General features: G+C 69.7%; 22 protein-coding genes. 12 read left to right on the forward strand and 10 right to left on the reverse strand.

Features of this window, described 5'->3' with window-relative positions:
- Positions 1-66 precede the first annotated feature (66 nt).
- A complete protein-coding gene (locus OG285_RS11060; RefSeq protein ID WP_356827376.1) occupies positions 67-315 on the reverse strand; it encodes a hypothetical protein in 249 nt (82 codons plus the stop codon).
- Positions 316-529: 214 nt separating this feature from the next.
- Here OG285_RS11060 and OG285_RS11065 point away from each other — a divergent pair, with 214 nt between their 5' ends.
- The gene (locus OG285_RS11065; protein ID WP_371790870.1) at positions 530-1,480 is read left to right on the forward strand and encodes a hypothetical protein; all 951 of its coding nucleotides are present in this window, start codon (positions 530-532) and stop codon (positions 1,478-1,480) included.
- A 1,072-nt stretch (positions 1,481-2,552) separates the two neighbouring features.
- Here OG285_RS11065 and OG285_RS11070 read toward each other — a convergent pair.
- The 3 genes from OG285_RS11070 to ychF form a co-directional block, all read right to left on the reverse strand.
- A complete protein-coding gene (locus tag OG285_RS11070) occupies positions 2,553-2,807 on the reverse strand; it encodes a Txe/YoeB family addiction module toxin (RefSeq protein ID WP_266508211.1) in 255 nt (84 codons plus the stop codon).
- On the reverse strand, positions 2,804-3,082 hold the full coding sequence (locus tag OG285_RS11075) for a type II toxin-antitoxin system prevent-host-death family antitoxin (RefSeq protein WP_356827379.1): 279 nt from the start codon (positions 3,080-3,082) through the stop codon (positions 2,804-2,806). The genes OG285_RS11070 and OG285_RS11075 overlap by 4 nt, the downstream gene beginning before the upstream one ends.
- 201 nt (positions 3,083-3,283) lie before the next feature.
- Positions 3,284-4,372, reverse strand: a complete 1,089-nt coding sequence (gene ychF, locus OG285_RS11080) for a redox-regulated ATPase YchF (RefSeq protein WP_356827380.1) — start codon at positions 4,370-4,372, stop codon at positions 3,284-3,286.
- A gap of 233 nt (positions 4,373-4,605) precedes the next feature.
- On the opposite strand from ychF, the gene OG285_RS11085 reads away from it, so the two are divergent.
- Positions 4,606-5,070, forward strand: a complete 465-nt coding sequence (locus OG285_RS11085; protein WP_371793502.1) for a DUF6542 domain-containing protein — start codon at positions 4,606-4,608, stop codon at positions 5,068-5,070.
- Between the two features lie 183 nt (positions 5,071-5,253).
- Here the strand turns inward: OG285_RS11085 and ppgK are convergent, their stop codons facing one another.
- Together ppgK and OG285_RS11095 are read right to left on the reverse strand one after the other, a co-directional pair.
- Positions 5,254-5,991 (reverse strand): polyphosphate--glucose phosphotransferase, encoded by a 738-nt coding sequence (gene ppgK / locus OG285_RS11090; protein ID WP_356827381.1) that lies wholly within the window; start codon positions 5,989-5,991, stop codon positions 5,254-5,256.
- A gap of 98 nt (positions 5,992-6,089) precedes the next feature.
- The gene (locus tag OG285_RS11095) at positions 6,090-7,121 is read right to left on the reverse strand and encodes a 4-hydroxy-3-methylbut-2-enyl diphosphate reductase (protein WP_371790871.1); all 1,032 of its coding nucleotides are present in this window, start codon (positions 7,119-7,121) and stop codon (positions 6,090-6,092) included.
- 62 nt (positions 7,122-7,183) lie between these two features.
- Here OG285_RS11095 and OG285_RS11100 point away from each other — a divergent pair, with 62 nt between their 5' ends.
- From OG285_RS11100 to OG285_RS11115, 4 genes are all read left to right on the forward strand, one after another.
- Complete coding sequence (locus tag OG285_RS11100) at positions 7,184-8,554, forward strand: APC family permease (protein WP_356827383.1); 1,371 nt, start codon at positions 7,184-7,186, stop codon at positions 8,552-8,554.
- A 170-nt stretch (positions 8,555-8,724) separates the two neighbouring features.
- Positions 8,725-9,996, forward strand: coding sequence for an exodeoxyribonuclease VII large subunit (gene xseA / locus OG285_RS11105; protein ID WP_356827384.1), 1,272 nt, complete (start codon positions 8,725-8,727; stop codon positions 9,994-9,996).
- A gap of 137 nt (positions 9,997-10,133) precedes the next feature.
- Entirely contained in the window at positions 10,134-10,361 is a 228-nt protein-coding gene (locus OG285_RS11110; protein WP_356827385.1) for an exodeoxyribonuclease VII small subunit, read from the forward strand.
- Between the two features lie 219 nt (positions 10,362-10,580).
- Positions 10,581-11,171: a malonic semialdehyde reductase gene (locus OG285_RS11115; RefSeq protein ID WP_328319403.1), complete on the forward strand. Its 591-nt coding sequence runs from the start codon at positions 10,581-10,583 to the stop codon at positions 11,169-11,171.
- Positions 11,172-11,300: 129 nt separating this feature from the next.
- On the opposite strand, the gene OG285_RS11120 is transcribed toward OG285_RS11115, so the two are convergent.
- Positions 11,301-11,858, reverse strand: coding sequence for a DUF4245 domain-containing protein (locus tag OG285_RS11120; RefSeq protein WP_371790872.1), 558 nt, complete (start codon positions 11,856-11,858; stop codon positions 11,301-11,303).
- Between the two features lie 126 nt (positions 11,859-11,984).
- Here OG285_RS11120 and glpX point away from each other — a divergent pair, with 126 nt between their 5' ends.
- Positions 11,985-13,016, forward strand: a complete 1,032-nt coding sequence (gene glpX / locus OG285_RS11125) for a class II fructose-bisphosphatase (RefSeq protein WP_266853617.1) — start codon at positions 11,985-11,987, stop codon at positions 13,014-13,016.
- Positions 13,017-13,201: 185 nt separating this feature from the next.
- Here glpX and OG285_RS11130 read toward each other — a convergent pair whose 3' ends face one another.
- Positions 13,202-13,570, reverse strand: coding sequence for a WhiB family transcriptional regulator (locus tag OG285_RS11130; protein WP_164265645.1), 369 nt, complete (start codon positions 13,568-13,570; stop codon positions 13,202-13,204).
- A gap of 198 nt (positions 13,571-13,768) precedes the next feature.
- Positions 13,769-14,437: a DUF1707 domain-containing protein gene (locus OG285_RS11135; RefSeq protein WP_356827387.1), complete on the reverse strand. Its 669-nt coding sequence runs from the start codon at positions 14,435-14,437 to the stop codon at positions 13,769-13,771.
- A gap of 230 nt (positions 14,438-14,667) precedes the next feature.
- On the opposite strand from OG285_RS11135, the gene OG285_RS11140 reads away from it, so the two are divergent.
- From OG285_RS11140 to OG285_RS11160, 5 genes are all read left to right on the forward strand, one after another.
- Positions 14,668-16,341, forward strand: coding sequence for a fumarate hydratase (locus OG285_RS11140; RefSeq protein WP_356827388.1), 1,674 nt, complete (start codon positions 14,668-14,670; stop codon positions 16,339-16,341).
- Positions 16,342-16,457: 116 nt separating this feature from the next.
- Positions 16,458-17,846, forward strand: a complete 1,389-nt coding sequence (locus tag OG285_RS11145; RefSeq protein WP_356827389.1) for a class II fumarate hydratase — start codon at positions 16,458-16,460, stop codon at positions 17,844-17,846.
- A gap of 157 nt (positions 17,847-18,003) precedes the next feature.
- Positions 18,004-18,669, forward strand: coding sequence for a DUF402 domain-containing protein (locus tag OG285_RS11150; protein ID WP_371790873.1), 666 nt, complete (start codon positions 18,004-18,006; stop codon positions 18,667-18,669).
- 202 nt (positions 18,670-18,871) lie between these two features.
- Positions 18,872-20,704: a SpoIIE family protein phosphatase gene (locus tag OG285_RS11155; protein ID WP_356827391.1), complete on the forward strand. Its 1,833-nt coding sequence runs from the start codon at positions 18,872-18,874 to the stop codon at positions 20,702-20,704.
- Between the two features lie 210 nt (positions 20,705-20,914).
- The gene (locus tag OG285_RS11160; RefSeq protein ID WP_356827392.1) at positions 20,915-22,378 is read left to right on the forward strand and encodes a catalase; all 1,464 of its coding nucleotides are present in this window, start codon (positions 20,915-20,917) and stop codon (positions 22,376-22,378) included.
- Positions 22,379-22,529: 151 nt separating this feature from the next.
- Here the strand turns inward: OG285_RS11160 and OG285_RS11165 are convergent, their stop codons facing one another.
- Positions 22,530-23,474 carry a hypothetical protein gene (locus OG285_RS11165; protein WP_371790874.1) on the reverse strand — a complete coding sequence of 315 codons (945 nt, stop codon included), beginning with the start codon at positions 23,472-23,474 and terminating at the stop codon, positions 22,530-22,532.
- Between the last annotated feature and the right edge of the window lie 4 nt (positions 23,475-23,478).

Here is a 23,478-nt window from a genome sequence, read left to right on the forward strand (position 1 = left end):
ACTGTGCCGTGCCCCCCTCCGCCGCCGTCTCGCCGCTCCCGATCTCCAGTTGCCGGGCGATGACGTTCACGGAGCCGCCACCTCGTCGACGGCGAGCTTGCTCCCTATCGCCGTCATGATGACGAGGCAGCCGACGTCCGGCGAGTAGATCGCGTACCGGATGAACTCGGCCATCCGGCGCCCGAACAGCCGGCGGCGATTCTTGCGGAAGGTGCCCCGGACCCGGACCGACGGACCGGAGGGCAGTTCGGGGAAGGTGACTTCGGGGGCCGCGACCATGGTCGCGTCCTCCCAGTCGTAGAGCGTCCGGGCCATGTCGGCGGGTTCCGGCCTGCCCCCGTCAGGGTCGAAGCTACGACTTCCTCTTCTCCGCCTCCGTGTGGTGGAGGCCGGTCCCCGACCGCGCCGACCGGTCCGACGGCGCCTTTCCGGCCCTCGCCGCGTCCTCGATCGTCAGCCGGGCACTGAGGTCGTCCGCCGTGAGGAGCCCGGCCGGGCGAGCTTCGCGGGGTACCTCTTGGAGGGGGAGTTGGGCGTCCCGCTCCCGGACCGCAGCGGACGGGTGAAGGCCCTCGCGGCCGGTGTGACGCTGGCCCTCGCCCCCGCCGACCGCGAGCGCCTGCGGAAGTTGCAAGACCTTCGCAAGGACGAGGAGATCTGGGAGTACGAGCGTCAGCATGAGCGCAACAAGCGGAACTACCTGGGTGACGACGTGCTCAAGAGCGCGGGCAGCGCGGTGGTGTGGTGGCTCGCCCGCCACGAGAACGAGATCGAGAAGGCGGTCGACATGATCGGCCCGCTCGCCCAGGTCGCGGCAGCGGCCAACGACGAGGAGGTGCCCGAACTCTTCCGCCACCTGCTCGTCCCGCCCGTGGGCGCGCGGAGCGAGGCGACCGTCGGGGGCCCGCAGTGGGGCGGGGCCGGCCAGGAAGAAGGGATGTTCGACCGTGAGGAGGAAGTAGGGGTCTCGGATCGGCTGCTCCTGTTGCTGGCAGCGCTGGACCTGAAGCCGGACATGGACGAGTACACGGTGTTCGTGCACCGTGTGGTGCGGAGCCTGGAAGCGGCCGGGCTGGACGAGGCCGCCGCGGAGATCAGGCGGACCCTTCTCCCGACCCCCGACGAGGACGCGAGTGAGGGCGAGGGGCCGGAGGATGGGACTTCGGGCGAGGGCGACGCCACGGGGCCCTGGTCGCCGGGCTTCCCAGCCCCCGAGGGCTCGCCATTCACCGACGCGGCCGCAGCCGCGGACCCGGATACCGACGCGGGCCCGGGCACGTTCACGCCGGGGTCGGCGGAGAGCGGCAGGGGCGAGCGGAACCAAGACTGGTGGAAGACGAACGAGGACGACAAGACATCTCCGCGCTTCTGGGACAGGTCGCACAGCCCGCACCGGCCCGCCGCGCCTCGCGCACGGGACGAGAAGGACGAGGAGGACGAGGAGGACGAGAAGGACGAGGAGGACGAGCAAGGGAGCTGATCCGGTAGGCGGTCGGCTCTCCGGGGATCCCCTTCACCGCACACCGCGGCGGGGAGGGTTGGCCGGCATGATCGGGGCCGTACACCTCCCCTCCTCCGCTGCGTACCTGTCGATTCGAAGATCCAAGGCACGACTGCCGGTGAGGTCCGGCATGCTGAAGCAGATCAAGTATCGAGGGGCGGATCGGACGTGGGTGGGGTCGATACAGCACGTGGCATGAGCTCCAGACAGCGTGCGCCATTTTGCAGCTGATTCGTGCGCCAGAGCAGTATCCGGAGGCCCACACTTTCCGGGTGGAAGGGGCCGACGAGGCCATCGACTTCGAGGTGCGCGATGCGCAGGGGCAGCCACTCTTGCTGGCGCAAGCCAAGACCCGTGTCGAGCCGGGTTCGTGGTCCGGCCCCGACCTGATCCGGCTCGCCCGTCGATGGGGAGAGGCCGACCCTTGCGGTACGCGGTACTGCGTTTCCTGTCAGACGCCCCGGTGAACGCATCCGGGCAGGCCGTGAAGGAAGCGGCAGCTCGGGCTCGCGCCGTGCACAACGCGCAGCAGTGGTCGGCCGAATGTGTGGAGCTTCAAAACGCCATCACCTTGTCCGTCGAGGATCACCCGCTCCTACGTCGACTGGAGCTCGAGACCCGGCGCGGCCCGTGGGAACAGATCCTCGACCAGGCTCGGCTGGAGCTGCTTCGCCTGTCTCCCATCGCCATGGCAGCCAGCGAGGTCGACAGCACTGTCGACGCACTGTTCGTGAAGATGTTTCAGTGGTCCGGCGATCGTCGGCTCAACCGACGTACGGTTCGGCTGAACGAGCTCCCAGGGCTGTTACAGGGGCTTCGGGTCGCCCCAGCAGCGCCGGCAAGTGAGCGACCGGGGCCGGGCCGAGCCCTGTTCCGCGATGTTCCTTATGCGGCTGGTGTGCGTGGCCGCGAACGGGAACTGACAGCCCTTCTGGAGCGGTTCTCAGGAGCGACCGGCACGGGGGCTCGCCCGCGCACTCGCCGCCACCTCTGCTTCCCTGATCACCAGCGTCGGTCCCCATGCCGGGTAGCGCTGGGCCCAGTGCAGCACTCAGTAGTGGTAACGAGCCGCCAGGATCACGATCTCTTTGTCCGTGACCAAGTAGACGAGACGATGCTCGTCATCGATCCGCCTCGACCACGCCCCAGGCAAGTGGTACTTGAGTGGCTCGGGCTTGCCGATCCCCGTGAAGGGATCACGCTTGACGTCCTCGATGAGCTTGTTGATCCGAGTGAGCATCTTGCGGTCGTTCTTGAGCCAGGACGTGTAGTCCTCCCAGCCCTGGTCCTCGAAGACAAGCCTCACGCAGCACCCGCTCCGGGGTCCGCGTCCGGATCGATCAGCTCACGTTCCGACACATTCATGTTGCCCAGAGCGTTCTCGTACGCCTTGAGGAGCCGACGTGCGTTCGCCGGCGAACGGAGCAGATACGAACCTTCGCGCAGCGCCGCATAGTCCTCGGCCGAGACGAGCACGGCATTGCCGTGCTTGGAGACGATCTCGATAGCCTCGTGATCGTCGTTGACCTTCTTGATCAGCGGGAAGAGCCCCTTGCGGGCTTCACTCGCGGTTATCGACATGACCTGCCCCTTTCCCTCAAGTGGTACGTAATAACGTACCACTCTTGACGTCCTCCAGCGGGGTCGAGTGGCTGTTGGAGAGTCAGACCTCCCAGCTCCATCCCAGTACGGGAAAGACAGCAAGGGGCCGACTCCAAGGAGAGTCGACCCCATTTGACCTGCTCGTTCACCAGTCTGCCAACGTGGTGCTATTTCATCCGCTCAGACATTGAACCGGAACTCCACCACGTCCCCGTCCTGCATCACGTACTCCTTGCCCTCCATCCGGGCCTTGCCCTTGGCGCGCGCCTCGGCCACCGAGCCCATGTCGACCAGGTCGGCGAAGGAGATGACCTCGGCCTTGATGAAGCCCTTCTGGAAGTCGGTGTGGATCACACCGGCCGCCTCCGGGGCCGTGGCGCCCTTCTTGATCGTCCAGGCGCGGGACTCCTTCGGGCCGGCCGTCAGGTAGGTCTGGAGGCCCAGCGTGGCGAAGCCGACGCGGCCCAGAGTGGCCAGGCCGGGCTCCTCCTGGCCCATCGACTGGAGGAGTTCCAGCGCCTCCGCGTCGTCCAGCTCGATCAGCTCGGACTCGATCTTGGCGTTGAGGAAGATCGCCTCCGCCGGGGCGACCAGGGCGCGCTGCTCGTTCTTGAAGTCCTCGTCGACCAGCTCGTCCTCGTCGACGTTGAAGACGTACAGGAAGGGCTTGGTGGTGAGCAGGTGCAGCTCGTGGAGGAGGCGGCCCTTCTCGGTGTTGGCCGTGATGCCCGCCGCGAAGAGCGTGGTGCCCGCTTCGAGGATCTTCTGGGCCTCCTCGACGGCCGCCAGCACCGCGACCTTCTCCTTCTGGAGGCGGGACTCCTTCTGGAGGCGCGGGACCGCCTTCTCCACCGACTGGAGGTCGGCGAGGATCAGCTCGGTGTTGATCGTCTCGATGTCGTCCTTGGGCGAGACCTTGCCGTCGACATGGACGACGTTCTCGTCCTTGAAGGCCCGGATGACCTGGCAGATCGCATCGGACTCACGGATGTTGGCCAGGAACTTGTTGCCGAGCCCCTCGCCCTCGCTCGCGCCCCGGACGATGCCCGCGATGTCGACGAAGTCGACGGTCGCCGGGATGACCTTCTGCGAGCTGAAGAGCTCGCCCAGCACCGCGAGACGGCTGTCGGGGACACCGACGACACCGACGTTCGGCTCGATGGTGGCGAACGGGTAGTTGGCCGCCAGCACGTCGTTCTTGGTCAGGGCGTTGAACAGGGTCGACTTGCCGACATTCGGCAGACCGACGATTCCGATCGTGAGCGACACGTTGGCGACTTCCCGTAGCGAGAGCTGATGTACCGGCCCGGGGGTGGGCCGATCCCCCAGTTTACGGGCGTGTCGTACGGGTCCCGGCGCCCCGTCTCGTCGAACTGATCGCCAAGCTCGCCCAAAGCGCGTGTCCAACGCCGGATTCCTCCCACCTTGCGACCTACTTTGGTTACGTGGAGCAGCGACCCAGGATTCGTACGACTCAGGCCGACGGTCCTTCCGAGAGCAGCATCGCGGCGTCCGCGCCGGCGGCCGTCTACCGGGCGGCCCCGGTGCGGGCCGCCCGCCCGGCGCCGTCGGCGGTGATCGCGGTGCGCCGGTTCCCCAACCCCCGGCTGACCGGTCTCGGCGGTGGGATCTTCAGTGCGGCGGTGATGTTCCTGCTCGGCTGCCTGGACTCGCTGCTGTTCGACGGCGGGCCGCTGATGTACGGACTGCTGTTCCTGCCGGTCGCGGCACTGACCGCTCTCTGGGTGCGCCCCGCCGACCTGGTCACCGCGCCGATCAGCGTGCCGATCTCGTTCGCCTTCGGCTCGCTGCCGATCGCCGGTGGCACCGGTGGGGCCGGTGGCCGCATCGTCGCCGTGATCACGACCCTGGCGCTGAACGCCGGCTGGCTGTACGGCGGAACGCTCATCGCCGGGGTGATCGCCACCGTACGGAAGATCCGGATGATCCGGCGCCGCTACCGCTGACCCGGTCTGCCTTCCCCGGCGGACGGACGGTGGGAGTCGGACTGGGGTGGGTTGGGCAGGGCCGGGACGGGACGCTCCTGCCCGGCGGCCAGTCACCTGTTCACCTCGCCGTCCCACCGCCCCGGCCCCGGCCCCGGCGTCACGCTCAGCCGTCACCACCAGAAGAGCCCGCCGCCCCCGCGCTCAGCGGCTGGATGCCGCCATCGCCGCGCCCACGATGCCCGCGTTGTTCTCCAGCTGGGCGGGCACGATCTCGGCCCGGATCCCCTCGATCAGGTGCACGAACTTGTCGGCCTTGCGGCTCACGCCGCCGCCGATGATGAACAGCTCGGGCGAGAACAGCATCTCCACGTGCTCCAGGTACTTCTGCACCCGGTGCGCCCAGTGGTGCCAGCTCAGGTCCTCGTCCTCCTTGGCCTTCGTCGACGCACGCGTCTCCGCATCGTGGCCGTGCAGTTCGAGGTGGCCCAGTTCCGTGTTCGGGACCAGGCCGCCGTTGCGGAAGACCGCCGAACCGATACCCGTGCCGAAGGTGAGCAGGATGACCGTGCCCTTGCGGTCCCGGCCCGCTCCGAAGGTCATCTCCGCGATGCCCGCGGCGTCGGCGTCGTTCAGCACGGTCACCGGGAGACCGAGTCTGCCGCCGATCAGCTTGGCCGCGTCGACGCCGACCCAGCTCTTGTCGACATTGGCCGCGGTACGGACCGTGCCGTCGGTGACCACGCCGGGGAAGGTGATCCCCACCGTCCCCGACCAGTCGAAGTTCCTGACGACGTCGGCGACCCCGTCCGCCACACCGTCGGGTGTGGCCGGATGCGGGGTCAGCACTTTGTGGCGCTCCTGCGCCAGGTCTCCGCGGTCCAGGTCAACGGGAGCGCCCTTGATCCCGGATCCGCCGATGTCCACACCGAAGATCTGCATGACTCCACGTTACGGCGTGGAGCCCTCCGTCACTTGCCGGAGCGGCTTCCGGGGCGCGGGGGGCGTGAAAGCCCCCGGACGTCCCGGCCCCGCCGCGGCTACTTGCCCGACAGGTCCGCGGCCTCGGCGCGCAGGTCGCGGCGGAGCTCCTTGGGGAGCGAGAAGGTGATCGACTCCTCGGCCGCCTTCACGATCTCCACGTCGCCGAAGCCCCGGGCGGCGAGCCACTCCAGTACGCCGTCGACCAGGATCTCCGGGACGGATGCGCCCGAGGTGACGCCGACCGTGGTGACGCCCTCCAGCCAGGCCTCGTCCAGCTCGTCCGCGAAGTCCACCAGGTGGGAGGCGCGGGCACCGGCGCCGAGGGCGACCTCGACCAGCCGTACCGAGTTGGACGAGTTCTTGGAGCCGACGACGATGACCAGGTCGGCGTCCGCGCCCATCTGCTTCACCGCGGTCTGGCGGTTCTGCGTGGCGTAGCAGATGTCGTCGCTGGGCGGCGAGATCAGCTGCGGGAACTTCTCCTTGAGCGCGTCGACCGTCTCCATCGTCTCGTCCACGGAGAGCGTGGTCTGGGAGAGCCAGACGACCTTCGACTCGTCGCGCACGCTGACGTTGGCGACGTCCTCGGGGCCGTCGACCAGCGTGATGTGCTCGGGTGCCTCACCGCTCGTGCCGACGACCTCCTCGTGGCCCTCGTGGCCGATCAGCAGGATGTCGTAGTCGTCGTTCGCGAAGCGGACGGCTTCCTTGTGGACCTTCGTCACCAGGGGGCAGGTGGCGTCGATGGTGGCGAGGCTGCGCTGGGCGGCCTCGTCGTGGACGACGGGGGCGACACCGTGCGCGGAGAAGACGACGATGGAGCCCTCGGGCACTTCCTGCGTCTCGTCGACGAAGACGGCGCCCTTCTTCTCCAGCGTCTGCACGACGTACTTGTTGTGGACGATCTCCTTGCGGACGTAGACCGGCGCGCCGTACTGCTCAAGGGCCTTCTCGACGGCGATCACGGCGCGGTCCACACCCGCGCAGTACCCGCGCGGGGCGGCCAGCAGAACGCGGCGGGCGCCGCTGCCTCGCGCGGCGTCTCCGGTCGGGGTGGCGGCGGGTGACGGGCTGGGCGTAGCAGTCATGCGGTCCATCGTAAGGCCGTGTCAGGAGGACCGGGATCCGCACTTGTGGGAAGACTGATGCCATGACTTCTGACGAGACGGCCCCGGACAGTGGTGTGAAGGCGCCGGAACTGCACCGAAATCTCGGATTCCGGGATCTGGTGGTGTACGGACTGCTCTTCATTGCCCCGATGGCCCCGGTCGGCATCTTCGGCACCCTGGATGCCAAGTCGCACGGCGCGGTCGTGCTCGTCTACATCGCGGCGACGATCGCGATGGCCTTCACCGCGTTCAGTTACGCCCAGATGGTGCGGGTCGTCCCGCAGGCCGGTTCGGTCTTCGCGTACGCGCGCAAGGGGCTCGGCCAGGGGCCCGGGTTCATCGCCGGGTGGATGGCGATGCTCGACTATCTGCTGATCCCGGCCGTCGCGTACCTCTTCTCGGGGATCGCGATGAACTCGCTGGTGCCTTCTGTCTCGCGCTGGGTGTGGACCGCGATCGCCGTGGTGGTGACCACGGCGCTGAACCTGTGGGGCGTACGGGCGGCGGCCCGGGTCGGCTTCGCGGTGCTCACCCTGGAGATCGCGGTCCTGGCGGTGTTCGTGGTGGCCGCGATCGTGGTGCTCGTCCGGGACGGCGCGCAGCGCGGCTGGCTGACGCCGTTCACGGGCGACGGGGGGTTCTCGCTGACGGCGGTGCTCGGGGCGGTGTCCGTCGCGGTGCTGTCGTATCTGGGCTTCGACGCCATCGCCTCGTTCGCCGAGGAGGTCACCGGCGGGTCGGCGAAGGTCGCCCGGGCGGTGCTGTTCTGCCTGGTGCTCGCGGGTGTGCTCTTCATCGTGCAGTCGTATCTGGCGGCGGTCCTGGAGCCCATGTCGTCCGCCCAGCTGGCCGCGAAGCCCGTCGCCCAGGGCTCGGCCTTCTACGACACGGTGGACGCGTCGGTCGGCAGCTGGCTGCACGACCTGGTCGCGGTGAGCAAGGCGATCGGCGCCGCCTTCGCCGCCTTGGCGGGCCAGGCGGCGGCGGGCCGGCTGCTCTTCGCGATGGGCCGCGACCGGCGGCTGCCGCATGTCCTGTCCAAGGTGGACGGCCCGTCCGGCGTGCCGCGGGTCGCGGTGCTGCTCGCGGCGGTGGTGACGCTGATCGCGGCGGTGTGGGCGGCGCGGCGCGACGACGGTCTGGACCGGCTGGTCTCGGTGGTCGACATCGGGGCGCTGACCGCGTTCCTGCTGCTGCACGCGTCGGTGGTGGGCTGGTTCGCGGTACGGAAGGCGGCGGGGCCGCCGGTCTGGTGGCGGCACGTGCTGGTGCCGGTGCTGGGCGCGGCGGTGACGATCGCGGTGATCGTGGAGGCGACGAGCGCCGCCCAGTGGGTCGGGCTGATCTGGCTGGTGGCCGGTCTCGTGGTGTTCGGGGTGCAGCGGGGCCGCCGCGTCGAACGCGAGGTGTGAAGTGGTGCGGGGTGTGCCGCGTGAGGCGTGCCGAGCGTGAAGTGTGACGGTCGACCGTCGGGCAGGGGTACGCGGGTCAGCAGCCGTACGGGGCGGCTCCGTACGGCGCCTCCCCGTACGGAGCCGCGCGGGGCGGGCGGGCTGTCAGTGGCACCGCTTAACCTGCGTACATGGCTCTGAATACGAGTGCGGACGCGCCGCTGCCCGTCGGCGAGGTGTCCCGGCTCATCGGGGGGTGGATCGACCGGCTCGGCGCGGTGTGGGTCGAGGGGCAGATCACCCAGCTCTCGCGCCGGCCGGGGGCCGGGGTGGTGTTCCTGACGCTGCGCGACCCCTCGTACGACATCTCGGTGTCCGTGACGTGCTTCCGCCAGGTCTTCGACGCGGTCGCCGATGTGGTGTCGGAGGGTGCGCGGGTCGTGGTCCACGCGAAGCCGGAGTGGTACGCACCACGGGGCCAGCTGTCGCTGCGGGCGGTGGAGATCAAACCGGTGGGAATCGGTGAACTGCTCGCCCGGCTGGAGCAGTTGAAGCGGACACTGGCCGCCGAGGGGCTCTTCGCCCTGGACCGCAAGAGGCCCGTTCCGTTCCTGCCGCAGCTGATCGGCCTGGTCACCGGCCGCGCGAGCGCGGCGGAGCGGGACGTCCTGGAGAACGCGCGGCGGCGCTGGCCCGCCGTCCGGTTCGAGGTGCGCAATGTGGCGGTGCAGGGGGTGCGCGCGGTGTCCCAGGTGGTCGACGCCGTGCAGGAGCTGGACCGGCTCCCCGAGGTGGACGTGATCATCGTGGCGCGGGGCGGGGGCAGCGTGGAGGACCTGCTCCCCTTCTCGGACGAGCAGCTGATCCGGGCAGTGGCCGCGTGCGGTACGCCGGTGGTGTCGGCGATCGGCCACGAGCCGGACTCACCCCTGCTCGACCTGGTGGCCGATGTCCGGGCGTCCACACCGACGGACGCGGCGAAGAAGGCCGTACCGGACGTCGGGGAGGAGCTGGAGCGCGTACGGCAGCTGCGGGACCGCTCCCTGCGGACCGTGCAGGGGCTGCTCGACCGGGAGCAGCGCGGGCTGGCCGCCGCGCTCGCCAGGCCGTCCATGGAGCGGCCACAGCGGATGGTCGAGGAGCGCGAGGAAGTCGTCGACGCCCTCGTGGAGCGCAGCCGGCGGACGCTGCGGCATCTGCTGGACCGCGCGGACTCGGAGCTCTCCCACACCCGCGCCCGCGTCGTCGCGCTCTCCCCGGCGGCGACGCTGGAACGGGGATACGCGGTGCTCCAGCGGGAGACCGGCGCGGTGGTGCGCGCCCCCGGCGAGGTCGCGGACGGCGAGCCGCTGCGGGCGAGGGTCGCGGGCGGCGAGCTGGGCGTGACGGTGGCCCCGCAGCCCCGCGGGCCCCGGGAGCCCGGAGAACCCGGGGAGCCGGACGGGCCAGAGGAGCCCCACTAGCACCAGGAGCTCCAGCAACTCCGGTAGTTCCCGGAGCTCAGTAGCTCGGCAGCTCAGTAGCTCGGCAGCTCAGTAGCTCAGTAGCTCAGTAGCTCCAGGATTGAAGTTTCACGGTGGATGAGATCAGGGTGGATGAGATGGCAGAGGCGAAGACGGATGGAACGGCCCTCGGGTACGAGCAGGCGCGCGACGAGCTGATCGACGTCGTGCGGCGGCTGGAGACCGGGGGGACGACCCTGGAGGAGTCCCTGGCGCTGTGGGAGCGTGGGGAGGAGCTGGCCAAGGTGTGCCGCGGCTGGCTGGAGGGCGCGCGGGCCCGGCTGGACGCGGCGCTGGCGGAAGGTACGGAACCGGGCGAGGAGTGAGAGCGCCCGGCGCGATCCGTACGAACGACAGGCCCTGTTCGGCCTTGGTCCCGCCCTGACCCCCGAGCCCTGTCACCGAGGCGGTGGCGGTCGCGGCCCCCGTCGGCCCGCACCCTGTGAGGCCGATCACGTCCCTGCGGATTTAGTTGAAACTTAATACATCTTCGCCGTACAGTCGGAGCATCCCTTGATCCACCGCATGTCCGGAAGGTACGAAAGATGTCGCTCGTTCTCGACCCCGCCGCCCAGGACCTCCTCTTCCGCGAGGCCCGCACCGCGAACACCTTCACCGACGAGCCGGTGACCGAGGAGCAGGTTCAGGCGATCTACGACCTGGTCAAGTACGGTCCGACCGCCTTCAACCAGTCGCCGCTGCGCATCACCCTGGTCCGCTCCCCCGAGGCCCGTGAGCGCCTGGTGCAGCACATGGCCGAGGGCAACCGCCCGAAGACCGCCGCCGCCCCGCTGGTCGCGATCCTCTCCGCGGACAACGAGTTCCACGAGGAGCTCCCGCAGCTGTTCCCGCACTTCCCGCAGGCCAAGGACGCGTTCTTCTCCGAGCGCCCGGCCCGCGAGCAGGCCGCCCTCCTCAACGGCACCCTCCAGGCCGGTTACTTCATCGTCGGCGTGCGCGCCGCCGGCCTGGCCGCGGGCCCGATGACGGGCTTCGACTTCGCCGGTGTCCAGAAGGAGTTCCTGGACGACGACCACACCCCGCTGATGATCGTCAACATCGGCAAGCCGGGCGAGGACGCCTGGTTCCCGCGCTCCCCGCGCCTCTCGCTCGACGAGGTCATCACCACCGTCTGAGCCGCGCTCGCTCACGGCACGCACGGCACGCACGGCGCAGGAAGAGGCCGCCGCACCCCTGGGGTGCGGCGGCCTTTTCCTGCCGTCCGGCCGTCCCGCCCCGTGAGCGAGCGGCCGACGGCATCGGATCTACTTCGCGGAACTCGCGGAACTCGCGGAACTCTCCGGCTTCTCGGCCTTCAGTGCTGCCGCCATCTGTGCCAGCTGTCCGTACGGCGCCGTCCCCGTCACCGCCGTCGTCGAGCCGTGTTCACGGCGTACGAGCGCGTTGTACTTGGAGCCCTTCCAGCGCTGCCAGGTCTCGCCGCCCACCTGCTGCGTCTGCGAGGTCTTCGACGCGTCCTTGCTCACCGTCGCGACGAACCTGTCCGAGGGCCCGGTGCCCTGCTCCACCGCGACGTACTGCTCCTCCGGGTCCAGGAACCCCAGGTGCCACGCATGGCCGCTGCCCTGGGCGTACGAGACCGAGGTCGCCTTCCACCCCTTCGGGAGCCCGACCGGCGCCTGCACCGGATACGGCGCCGCGCGCTGCGCCGTGAGCTGTTCCACGCGGTAGTCGACCGTCTTCACCGGCTCCGAAGTGCCACCGTGCGGAACGAACACGTAGATGACGGCGACGGCGGCCAGGATGACCACCATCGACTGGATCATTCCGCGCACTGTCTGCTTGCTTCGCGTACCTGCCACGGACCCATGGTCTCAGGTGGCCGTGCTGCTCATGCGTCGGCCCCGGTGCTCATTTTATCGACCGGACGATAGAATCGAACGAACCCTCTACATACGGCCGTCGTCGTATCAGAAAGGTGCGTGCCGATGACCGAGCATCATCTCCCTTCCCAGCTGGAGGTCTCCCCGGAGGCCCCCGACCGCAACCTCGCCCTGGAGCTCGTCCGGGTCACCGAGGCCGCCGCCATGGCCGCCGGCCGTTGGGTCGGGCGCGGTGACAAGATCGGCGCGGACGGTGCCGCGGTCAACGCGATGCGCACGCTCGTCTCCACCGTCTCGATGAACGGCGTCGTCGTCATCGGCGAGGGCGAGAAGGACGAAGCCCCGATGCTCTTCAACGGGGAGCACATCGGCGACGGCACCGGCCCGGAGGTCGACATCGCCGTCGACCCGATCGACGGCACCACGCTCAACGCCAAGGGCATGCCGAACGCCATCGCCGTGCTGGCCGCCGCCGACCGCGGCTCCATGTTCGACCCGTCCGCGGTCTTCTACATGGACAAACTGGTCACCGGCCCCGAGGCCGCCGACTTCGTCGACATCAACGCCCCCGTCTCGGTCAACATCCGCCGGGTCGCCAAGGCGAAGCACTCCTCGCCCGAGGACGTGACGGTGGTCATCCTCGACCGCCCCCGCCACGAGGGCATCGTCAAGGAGATCCGGGAGACCGGCGCCCGGATCAAGTTCATCTCGGACGGCGACGTCGCCGGCTCGATCATGGCCGTACGGGAAGGGACCGGCGTCGACCTGCTGATGGGCATCGGCGGTACGCCCGAGGGCATCATCAGCGCCTGCGCGATCAAGTGCCTCGGCGGCACGATCCAGGGCAAGCTGTGGCCCAAGGACGACGCCGAGCGGCAGCGCGCCATCGACGCGGGCCACGACCTGGACCGGGTGCTCTCCACGACCGACCTGGTCAGCGGCGACAACGTGTTCTTCGTGGCCACCGGCATCACCGACGGCGAACTGCTGCGCGGGGTGCGCTACCGGGCCGAGACCGCGACGACCCAGTCGCTGGTCATGCGCTCCAAGTCGGGCACGATCCGTCAGATCGACTCGACGCACCGGCTGTCGAAGCTGCGCGCGTACAGCACGGTGGACTTCGACCGGGCCAAGTAGGACCGGCCGGATCCACCACTGGATCCGCGAGAACACCAAGCAGGAAGGGGCGCCCCCCGTGTGCGGCTGGGGGCGCCCCTTCCGTGTGCCTGTGTGTACGCGATGCCCGTGCACGCGATCCCCGCGCGACTGGCGCGTACCCGACCGCGTACGTACGCGGCGCTCCGGGCGGCCCCGGCGCGCCGTCAGCCCGCCTGTGCCATCGGGTCCTGGACCGTGCTCCTGAGTTCCACTTCGCGCCGCCTGCGCCGGGCGAGGACCACCCTGCGCTCGGCCGCCGTCAGCCCGCCCCAGACTCCGTACGGCTCGGGCTGCACCAGCGCGTGCTCACGGCACTCCACGAGCACCGGACAGCGGGCGCAGACCCGCTTCGCCGCCTCTTCGCGGGCCAGCCTGGCGGCGGTCGGTTCCTTGGACGGCGCGAAGAAGAGCCCCGCCTCGTCCCGGCGGCACACCGCCTCCGAATGCCAGGGTCCTGCCTGATCCTCCCGTGCCGGAGCGCGCTGCGGTGGCACGGCAGCGACCTGCAAGGACTGATGCGGCGGATGCAGCACGGTCTACTCCTGACGACGGCTTCGCGAGCGAGAGACGATGCTCCAGTCCCTACCCGCTGTGCGCACGCCTATGCACTGAGTTCCGGCCAGCGCGAGCCCACAGATCGGGCCCCACCCGGAGCCCGCCCGCGCAGAGCCGGCCCGCCAGAGCCGTCCCCGTCCAAGGACCCGCCCCTCCGGTCCTCGCGGGCCCGCCGTCTACCCGAGGTGCTTGCGCAGCTTCTTGTCGACCATGGTGCGCAGGTCCGCCACCAGCTTGCCCCGCTTGGGCTTGGCCTCGATGTTGCCGAAGACCGAGTACCCGTTCACCACCACGACCGGCGCCTCCGGGTTCTCCGATTCGAGCGTGTCCACCTCGAAGTTTCCGAAGATGCCGGTGCCGCTGCCGCGCAGCGTGACGTTCTCCGGGACCCTGACCTCGACGTTGCCGAGGATCGCCGTGGCATTGATGACGGTCAGCCGCTGCTCGAACAGCGCCTCGGTGAGGTCGATCTCGACATTGCCGAAGAGCGAGAAGGCGTTCGTCCTGCGGCCGATGCGCCAACGGCCCTTCCGGGTCGAGCTGGAGAAGACCGCGACCAGGTTCTCCGCGGTGACCGGGGCGTCCGGGTCGTCGGCTACGGCATACGCGGCGGCGCCGGGGCCGGAACGGCCGGCGGTGGCGGCGGGCAGGTCCTGCACCAGCGGCTCCAGCTCGGCGAGGGTCTTCGCGCGGTAGACCGACTCGATGCGCTCGGAGTGCTCCTCGGCGTCGAGGCGCCCCTCGGCCAAGGCGTCCCTGAGGATGTCTGCGATCCGGTCGCGGTCGGCGTCGGACGCGCGGATGCCGACGGGCCGCGGCTGCTGGGGGTGCTTTTCGAGGTCCACCGGCCCAGCGTACCCAAACGCGATAGATCGCGACTAGGCCCTGTCCGGGTGCAACGGCAGCCCGACTCCGCACCGGCCGCACCCCCCAGGCCCGCGCGGCTCTGCGCGAGAGCCGGGTACGGGCCGCTCGCGGGAGGTGAGTCCTACCTCACCACCGCGGGCCCCTCCCGTGGTTCTACGCTGGTGAATGCTGTGCCGATGGAGGCCAGCCCGCGTCTGCCGAGTGAGGAATGGCCGTCATGCCAGAGTTTGCGTACTCCGATCTGCTCCCCGTGGGAGCGGACACCACGCCGTACCGGCTGGTGACCGCCGAGGGCGTCTCCACCTTCGAAGCCGACGGGCGTACCTTCCTCAAGGTCGAGCCCGAGGCACTGCGCACGCTCGCCGCCGCGGCCATGCATGACATCTCGCACTATCTGCGCCCGGCCCACCTCACCCAGCTGCGCAAGATCGTCGACGACCCCGAGGCCTCCTCCAACGACAAGTTCGTCGCGCTGGACCTGCTGAAGAACGCCAACATCGCGGCCGCGGGTGTCCTCCCGATGTGCCAGGACACCGGCACCGCGATCGTCATGGGCAAGCGTGGCCAGAACGTGCTGACGGAGGGCGGCGACGAGGAAGCCCTGTCCCGCGGCATCTTCGACGCGTACACCAAGCTCAACCTGCGGTACTCGCAGATGGCCCCGCTCACCATGTGGGAGGAGAAGAACACCGGCTCGAACCTGCCCGCGCAGATCGAGCTGTACGCGACCGACGGCGGCGCGTACAAGTTCCTCTTCATGGCCAAGGGCGGCGGCTCCGCCAACAAGTCGTTCCTCTACCAGGAGACCAAGGCCGTCCTCAACGAGGCGTCCATGATGAAGTTCCTGGAGGAGAAGATCCGTTCGCTGGGGACGGCCGCGTGCCCGCCGTACCACTTGGCCATCACCGTGGGCGGTACGTCGGCCGAGTTCGCGCTGAAGACCGCCAAGTACGCCTCCGCGCACTACCTCGACGAGCTGCCCACCGAGGGCTCCCCGACCGGGCACGGCTTCCGCGACACGGAGCTGGAGCAGAAGGTCTTCGAGCTGACGCAGAAGATCGGTATCGGTGCGCAGTTCGGCGGGAAGTACTTCTGCCACGACGTCCGCGTCGTCCGGCTGCCCCGGCACGGCGCCTCGCTGCCCGTCGCCATCGCCGTCTCCTGCTCGGCCGACCGGCAGGCCGTCGCGAAGATCACCGCCGAAGGCGTCTTCCTGGAGCAGCTGGAGACCGACCCGGCGCGCTTCCTGCCCGACACCACGGACGAGCACCTGGAGGACGCAGGCGTCGTCGAGGTCGACCTGAACCGGCCGATGGACGACATCCTCGCCGAGCTGACCAGGTTCCCGGTCAAGACCCGGCTCTCGCTGACCGGGCCGCTGGTCGTGGCGCGCGACATCGCGCACGCCAAGATCAAGGAGCGGCTGGACGCGGGCGAGGAGATGCCGCAGTACCTGAAGGACCACCCGGTCTACTACGCGGGACCCGCCAAGACCCCCGAGGGATACGCGTCCGGCTCGTTCGGCCCGACCACGGCCGGCCGGATGGACTCCTACGTGGAGCAGTTCCAGGCCGCGGGCGGCTCGAAGGTGATGCTCGCCAAGGGCAACCGCTCGCAGCAGGTCACCGACGCGTGCGGCAGCCACGGCGGCTTCTACCTCGGCTCGATCGGCGGCCCGGCGGCCCGGCTCGCCCAGGACTGCATCAAGAAGGTCGAGGTCCTGGAGTACGAGGAGCTGGGCATGGAGGCCGTGTGGAAGATCGAGGTCGAGGACTTCCCCGCGTTCATCGTGGTCGACGACAAGGGCAACGACTTCTTCCGGGCGCCCGCCGAGTCCCCCACCATCCTCAGCATCCCGGTCCGCGCCCCCGGCCAGGCGTAGCGGCACCGCTGGTTCCGGATCACCCCCCACCGCCGTCCGGCGGTGGGGGGTGATCTTCTCTCCGGGCCGGGAACACCTCTCCGTCAGGCGTTGCTGTCGGATGTGGAGGTACGACGATGACTGAGCAGTACCGGATCGAGCACGATTCCATGGGCGAGGTACGGGTCCCCGCCGAAGCCAAGTGGCGCGCCCAGACGCAGCGGGCGGTGGAGAACTTCCCGGTCTCCGGGCAGACCCTGGAACGGGCCCACATCGAGGCCCTGGCCCGGATCAAGGCCGCGGCCGCCAAGGTCAACGCCGGGCTCGGGGTCATCGAAGGGGATCTCGCGCAGGCGGTCCAGGAGGCGGCGGCCGAGGTCGCCGACGGGCGGTGGGACGGCGAGTTCCCGGTGGACGTCTTCCAGACCGGGTCCGGCACGTCCTCCAACATGAACATGAACGAGGTGCTGGCCACGCTCGCCACCGAGCGGCTGGGGCGCCCGGTGCACCCCAACGACCATGTGAACGCCTCGCAGTCGTCCAACGACGTCTTCCCGTCGTCCATCCACATCGCGGCGACGGCGGCCGTCACCCGTGATCTGATCCCGGCGCTCGACCACCTCGCCGAGGCGCTGGAGCGCAAGGCCGGCGAGTTCGCGGACGTGGTCAAGTCCGGTCGTACGCACCTGATGGACGCGACACCGGTGACGCTGGGCCAGGAGTTCGGCGGGTACGCGGCGCAGATCCGGTACGGCGTCGAGCGGCTCAACTCCTCGCTGCCCCGCCTCGCCGAGCTTCCCCTGGGCGGTACGGCGGTGGGCACCGGCATCAACACCCCGCCCGGCTTCTCGGCCGCCGTCATCGCCGAGGTGGCCGGGGCGACGGGGCTGCCGCTGACCGAGGCCCGCAACCACTTCGAGGCGCAGAGCGCGCGGGACGGGATCGTCGAGACGTCCGGCCAGCTGCGGACGATCGGGGCCGGGCTGACGAAGATCTCCAACGATCTGCGCTGGATGGCTTCGGGCCCGCGCACCGGTCTCGCCGAGATCTCGCTGCCCGACCTCCAGCCCGGTTCGTCCATCATGCCGGGCAAGGTCAACCCGGTGATCCCGGAGGCGGTGCTGATGGTGGCGGCGCAGGTCACGGGCAACGACGCGACGGTCGCCGCGGCCGGGGCGGCCGGCAACTTCGAGCTGAACGTGATGCTGCCGGTCATCGCCAAGAACGTCCTGGAGTCGGTGCGGCTGCTGGCCAACGTCGCACGGCTGCTCGCGGACCGTACGGTCGACGGGATCACCGCACACCGGGAACGGGCCCGGGAGTACGCGGAGTCCTCGCCGTCGGTCGTCACGCCGCTGAACAAGTACATCGGGTACGAGGAGGCCGCGAAGGTCGCCAAGCGGGCGGTGGCCGAGCGCAGGACGATCCGGGACGTCGTGCTGGACGAGGGGTACGTGGAGCGGGGCGATCTGACGGCGGCGCAGCTGGACGCGGCGCTGGACGTCCTGAGCATGACCCGGCCGTGACGGGGGCGGCCACCCGGCCGTGACCGGGGCGGCCCCCGGGGCCTTCCGTCCGGACCGGGCGGCGGGTTCCGGGGCTGGGTCCCGATATCCGGGTCACCCGGATATCCGGGTGACCCGGATCGCTGCGCCGCGCCCCTCGTACTCCTAAGATCTCCGCATGACAGGTGCAGGAGGAACACAACACTGGACGCCCGGGGACCACATCCTCTGGCGCTACCGCAGCAACGCGTCCGAGCACCTGCACATCTGTCGCCCGGTGACCGTCGTGCAGGACACGGACGAGCTGCTCGCGGTCTGGCTGGCACCCGGCACCGAGTGCATGAAGCCCGCGCTCGCCGACGGGACCCCCGTGCACCGGGAGCCGCTGGCCACCCGGTACACCAAGCCCCGCACCGTCGTGCGCGACCGCTGGTGGGGCATGGGGGTGCTGAAACTGGTCCGGCCCCGCGAGCCCTGGTCCGTGTGGCTGTGGTGGGACCGGGGATGGCGCTTCAAGAGCTGGTACGTGAATCTGGAGGAGCCACACCTCCGGTGGGCCGGCGGCATCGACTCCGAGGACCACTTCCTCGACATCTCGGTGCTGCCCGACCGGAGTTGGCAGTGGCTGGACGAGGACGAGTTCGCCCAGGCCCAGCAGGTCGGCCTGATGGACGCGGGGCAGGTGGCGCGGGTGCGTCAGGCGGGCCGGGAAGCGGTCGGGCTGATCGAGTCCTGGGGTTCGCCCTTCACGGACGGCTGGGAGGACTGGCGGCCCGATCCGGGGTGGACGGTGCCCGTCCTGCCGGACGACTGGGACCGCACGCCCGCGTACGTGCCGTCGTGAGACCCTTGATGCGCCCCCGGGGATCAAACGTAGGATCGTCCTCCGCAAGGCTGCGCCCTACAAACGATCCCATGACAACGAATCTGTGCAGCAGATGAACTGACCGAATGTCACTACAGGGGGGTGCAGCCATGACAGCGGGTATACGACCCCTCGAAGCGGTTGCATCGCACACCTGCCTCGGACGGACGGAATCCCTCGCGTGACGGAGCACACCACCTCCCACGAAGGCCGGCAGCCCACTGCTGCCCGGCCGTACGAACCCACTCGCCCCCGGCAGCAGGACGCCGACATGGCGGCCGCGGGGGCCATCCCCGCGCCCCCGCCCGCGCCGGCGGTCTCCCCCGGACGCAGCGAGGGCGACAGACTCCGGTTCGTGGGAGCTGCCACCCGGCGTATTGCCCGGGGCATAGACCTGGACGAGATCGTCCTCGGCCTGTGCAGAGCGACCGTGCCGACGTTCTCCGACGCGATACTCGTCTTCCTCCGCGATCCGCTGCCGGTGGGCGACGAACGGCCGGTGGTCCCCTTCGTGCTGCGGCTGCGCCGTACCGACCGGCTGCGTTTAGTGGACGAGGAAGACTCCGACGAGCAACCGGAACCGCTCGCGGCCCAGCTGTGCGAGGTGGCATCCGGGGGCGCACTCGCCGAAGTGCTCCGGGGTGTGCGCCCGGTCTTCGGGGACTCCGCCGCGGCCCGCGCCGCGCTGCCCGAGCTGCTCGGCCCCGACCGGACCGTCCCGAACGGGCACCGCACGATCCTCGCCCCGCTGCGGGGCAGGCGCCGGGTGATCGGCGCCGCCGTGTTCGTCCGCCGCCCCGACCGGCCCGCCTTCGAGCCCAACGACCTGCTGGTCGCCGCCCAGCTGGCCACCCACACCGCGCTGGGCATCGACAAGGCCGTGCTGTACGGGCGCGAGGCGTACATCGCCGACGAACTCCAGCGCACCATGCTGCCGGACTCGCTGCCCCAGCCGACGGGCGTCAAGCTGGCGTCCCGCTATCTGCCGGCGGCCGAGACCGCACGGGTGGGCGGCGACTGGTACGACGCGATCCCGCTGCCCGGCAGCCGGGTCGCCCTGGTCGTGGGCGATGTGATGGGGCACTCCATGACCTCGGCAGCGATCATGGGCCAGCTCCGGACGACGGCCCAGACGCTGGCGCAGCTGGACCTGCCCCCGGCCGAGGTGCTGCACCACCTGGACGAGCAGGCCCAGCGGCTCGGCTCGGACCGGATGGCGACCTGCCTGTACGCCGTGTACGACCCGGTGGCGCACCGGATCACCATCGCCAACGCGGGTCACCCGCCGCCCGTCCTGCTGCACCTGGGCGGCCGTGCGGAGGTCCTGCGGGTCCCGCCGGGCGCCCCGATCGGGGTGGGCGGTGTGGACTTCGAGGCCGTCGAACTGGACGCGCCCGCGGGGGCCACCCTGCTGCTCTACACGGACGGCCTGGTCGAGTCGCGGCTGCGGGACGTCTGGACCGGGATCGAGCAGCTGCGGGAGCGGCTGGCCGCCACCGCCGAGCTGACGGGTCCGGACCACTCGCCGCCGCTGGAGGCCCTCTGCGACGACGTACTGGACATGCTGGGGCCGGGTGACCGGGACGACGACATCGCGCTCCTCGCCGCCCGCTTCGACGGGATCGCGCCGAGCGATGTCGCGTACTGGTTCCTCGACCCGGAGGAGCAGGCCCCGCGCCGCGCCCGGCGGCTGGTGCGCAGGGCGCTGGAGCGCTGGGGCCTGGAGGAGATGTCGGACTCGGTGGAGCTGCTGGTCAGTGAGGTCGTGACCAATGCCGTGCGGTACGCGGAGCGGCCGGTGACGCTGCGGCTGCTGCGCACCGACGTACTGCGCTGCGAGGTCGGCGACGACTCCCCGCAGCTGCCGCGCCAGCGCCGGGCCCGGGACACCGACGAGGGCGGCCGTGGCCTGTTCCTGGTGAACCGGCTGACCCGGCGGTGGGGGGCCACCCGGCTCTCCACCGGCAAGGTCGTCTGGTTCGAGATCCAGGTACCGGCCACGCCGTCCGAGTAGACCGGTCCCGGCCCGGCCGGCGAACCGGACCGGCGAACCAGGCCGGCGAACCAGGTGGGCCTCCGGAGGCTGCGGAGGCCCACCTGATCCAGTGCTGTCCCGGCCCGTACCCCCAACGGAAACCAAATGTTGCCGACCAGGTGTCGGGGAGGTTCACTGGGGCACGCGGACGAAGCGACCTCAACCCCCTCATACGATGGGAGGACGCTCGTGAGCGAGGCATCCCAGAAGGCCACCTACACCACCAACAACGCGGGAATTCCGGTGGAGAGCGACGAACACTCGCTCACCGTCAGTTCCGACGGTCCGATCCTGCTGCAGGACGCCTATCTGATCGAGAAGATGGCGCAGTTCAACCGGGAACGGGTCCCCGAGCGGGTGGTGCACGCCAAGGGCTCCGGCGCGTACGGAACCTTCGAAGTGACCAACGACGTCAGCCAGTTCACCAAGGCCGATGTCTTCCAGCCGGGCAGGCGCACCGAGATGCTGGCCCGCTTCTCGACGGTCGCCGGCGAGATGGGTTCCCCCGACACCTGGCGCGACCCGCGCGGTTTCGCGCTCAAGTTCTATACGGAGCACGGCAATTACGACATGGTCGGCAACAACACGCCGGTCTTCTTCGTCCGTGACCCGATCAAATTCCAGGACTTCATCCGCAGCCAGAAGCGCCGCCCGGACAGCGGGCTGCGCGACAACGACATGCAGTGGGACTTCTGGACGCTCTCTCCCGAGTCCGCGCACCAGGTGACGTGGCTGATGGGCGACCGGGGCATCCCCAAGACCTGGCGCCACATGAACGGCTACAGCTCGCACACCTATATGTGGGTGAACGCCGCGGGCGAGAAGTTCTGGGTGAAGTACCACTTCAAGACCGACCAGGGCATCGACTTCCTCAGCCAGGCCGACGCCGACGCGATGGCCGGGTGCGACACGGACTACCACCGCCGGGACCTCTTCGAGTCCATCAAGTCGGGGAACGCCCCTTCGTGGACGCTCAAGGTCCAGGTCATGCCGTTCGAGGACGCCCCGGACTACCGCTTCAACCCGTTCGACCTCACCAAGGTGTGGCCGCACAGCGACTACCCGCTGATCGACGTCGGCCGGATGACGCTGAACAAGAACCCGGACGACCACTTCGTCCACATCGAGCAGGCGTCGTTCGAGCCGTCGAACCTGGTGCCCGGCATCGGTCCGTCGCCGGACAAGATGCTGCTGGGCCGGCTGTTCTCGTATCCGGACACGCACCGCTACCGGATCGGGCCGAACTACATGCAGCTGCCGCCCAACAGGCCGCGCTCGCCCGTCAACTCGTACGCCAAGGACGGGCCCATGCGGTACGAGCCGTCCGCGGCGTCCGCCCCGTACGCCCCCAACTCGTACGGTGGCCCGGCGGCGGACACCGCCCGCTACGGCGAGCCCGCGGGCTGGGAGAGCGCGGGCGAGATGGTCCGTGAGGCGTACAAGCTGCGCCGGGACGACGACGACTGGGGCCAGCCGGGCACCATGGTGCGCCAGGTCCTCAACGACGAGCAGCGCGCACGGCTCGTCGACAACGTCGTCGGCCATCTGGCGCAGGGGGTCTCCGCGCCGGTCCTCGACCGGGCACTGCAGTACTGGCGCAACATCGACAAGGCGACCGGCGACCGGATCGCGGCGAAGGCCAAACCGCAGTAGGCGCCGCCCGCAGGCAGTACCGGAGAGAGCGAAGACCTCCGTGCGATGAGTCAGTTCGTGAGAACGCTCACCGCACGGAGGTCTTCGTGCGGGACCATCGCTTCGTTTCGCTTCGATTCACTTCGCAACGGTTCGCTGCGGTTCGCTTCCGTCAGCGGACGACGCTCTGGACTTCCTTGACGGTGACGTCCTGCGGGGTTCCGTAACTGCCGGCCGGCAACTTGGTGGGGTCGGGATGGCCGGTGCCCACCCAGCTGATGTCCCACGTGATGGTGGCCTTGAACCGGTACGGCCCGGAGTTCGCGGTCGAGCGCAGATACTCCACCCCGCAGGGGGGATCACCTTTCTCGCCCGCGGTCCGTTCCGTGCCGATCCTGCCGTTGTGGATCGGGCAGTCACCACTGGCCGGGTACACCTGGGCGTCCGCGGTACCGGCATCGATGTGCATGCTCACCGGCGTGGCCGTCGTGGTGGCCTGGATGTTCAGTGCGCCGAGGCTGGCCGTCACGGAGACCGGGTGGAAGTCCGCGCTGTTCAACCACACCCAGGTCGGCAGATTCACGACCTGATTGCCGTCGGAGGGGGCCATGCTGGCCTTGCCCTGCGGGATACGGACCTCCGCGTAGGCCAGCTGCGCCAGAATCTCCGGGCTGACAGCGTCGGGCACGTCGGCCGGCGGCTGGTCACCCGAGTCCACCCAGAAGGGAGATTTGGTGCAGTCGGAAATGCCGGCGTCGTCGGAGTGGTCGGACTTGTACGCACCCCACCAGTAGCCCTTGCCCTGTTTCTTGACGTTGAAGTTCCCGTACTTCCCGTCGAGGTACTTCTCCCGGTTCGCCTTCGCCGTCAGCTCGTCGTGATTCGGGCTGAAATCGACACTGCCCCCCAGGCGTGTCCGGGCGGCACTCTCCGCCGTCCACTTCGGCGCGTACCAGCACGCCGGCGGCGTCCAGTCACCGATCGGCGTCAGCGGCCCGGCGCCGCCTTTGCTGGGGTTCTTGCTGCGATCGAAGTGGATGAACTCACCACCGGCGGTCGCGGAGGCCTTCCCGCTCCCGGTGTCCACCTGCCCTGTAACTTTGGACTCATTGCCCATTTTT

The sequence above is a fragment of the Streptomyces sp. NBC_01471 genome, from assembly GCF_041438865.1.
In the GTDB taxonomy this organism is placed as follows: Bacteria; Actinomycetota; Actinomycetes; order Streptomycetales; family Streptomycetaceae; genus Streptomyces.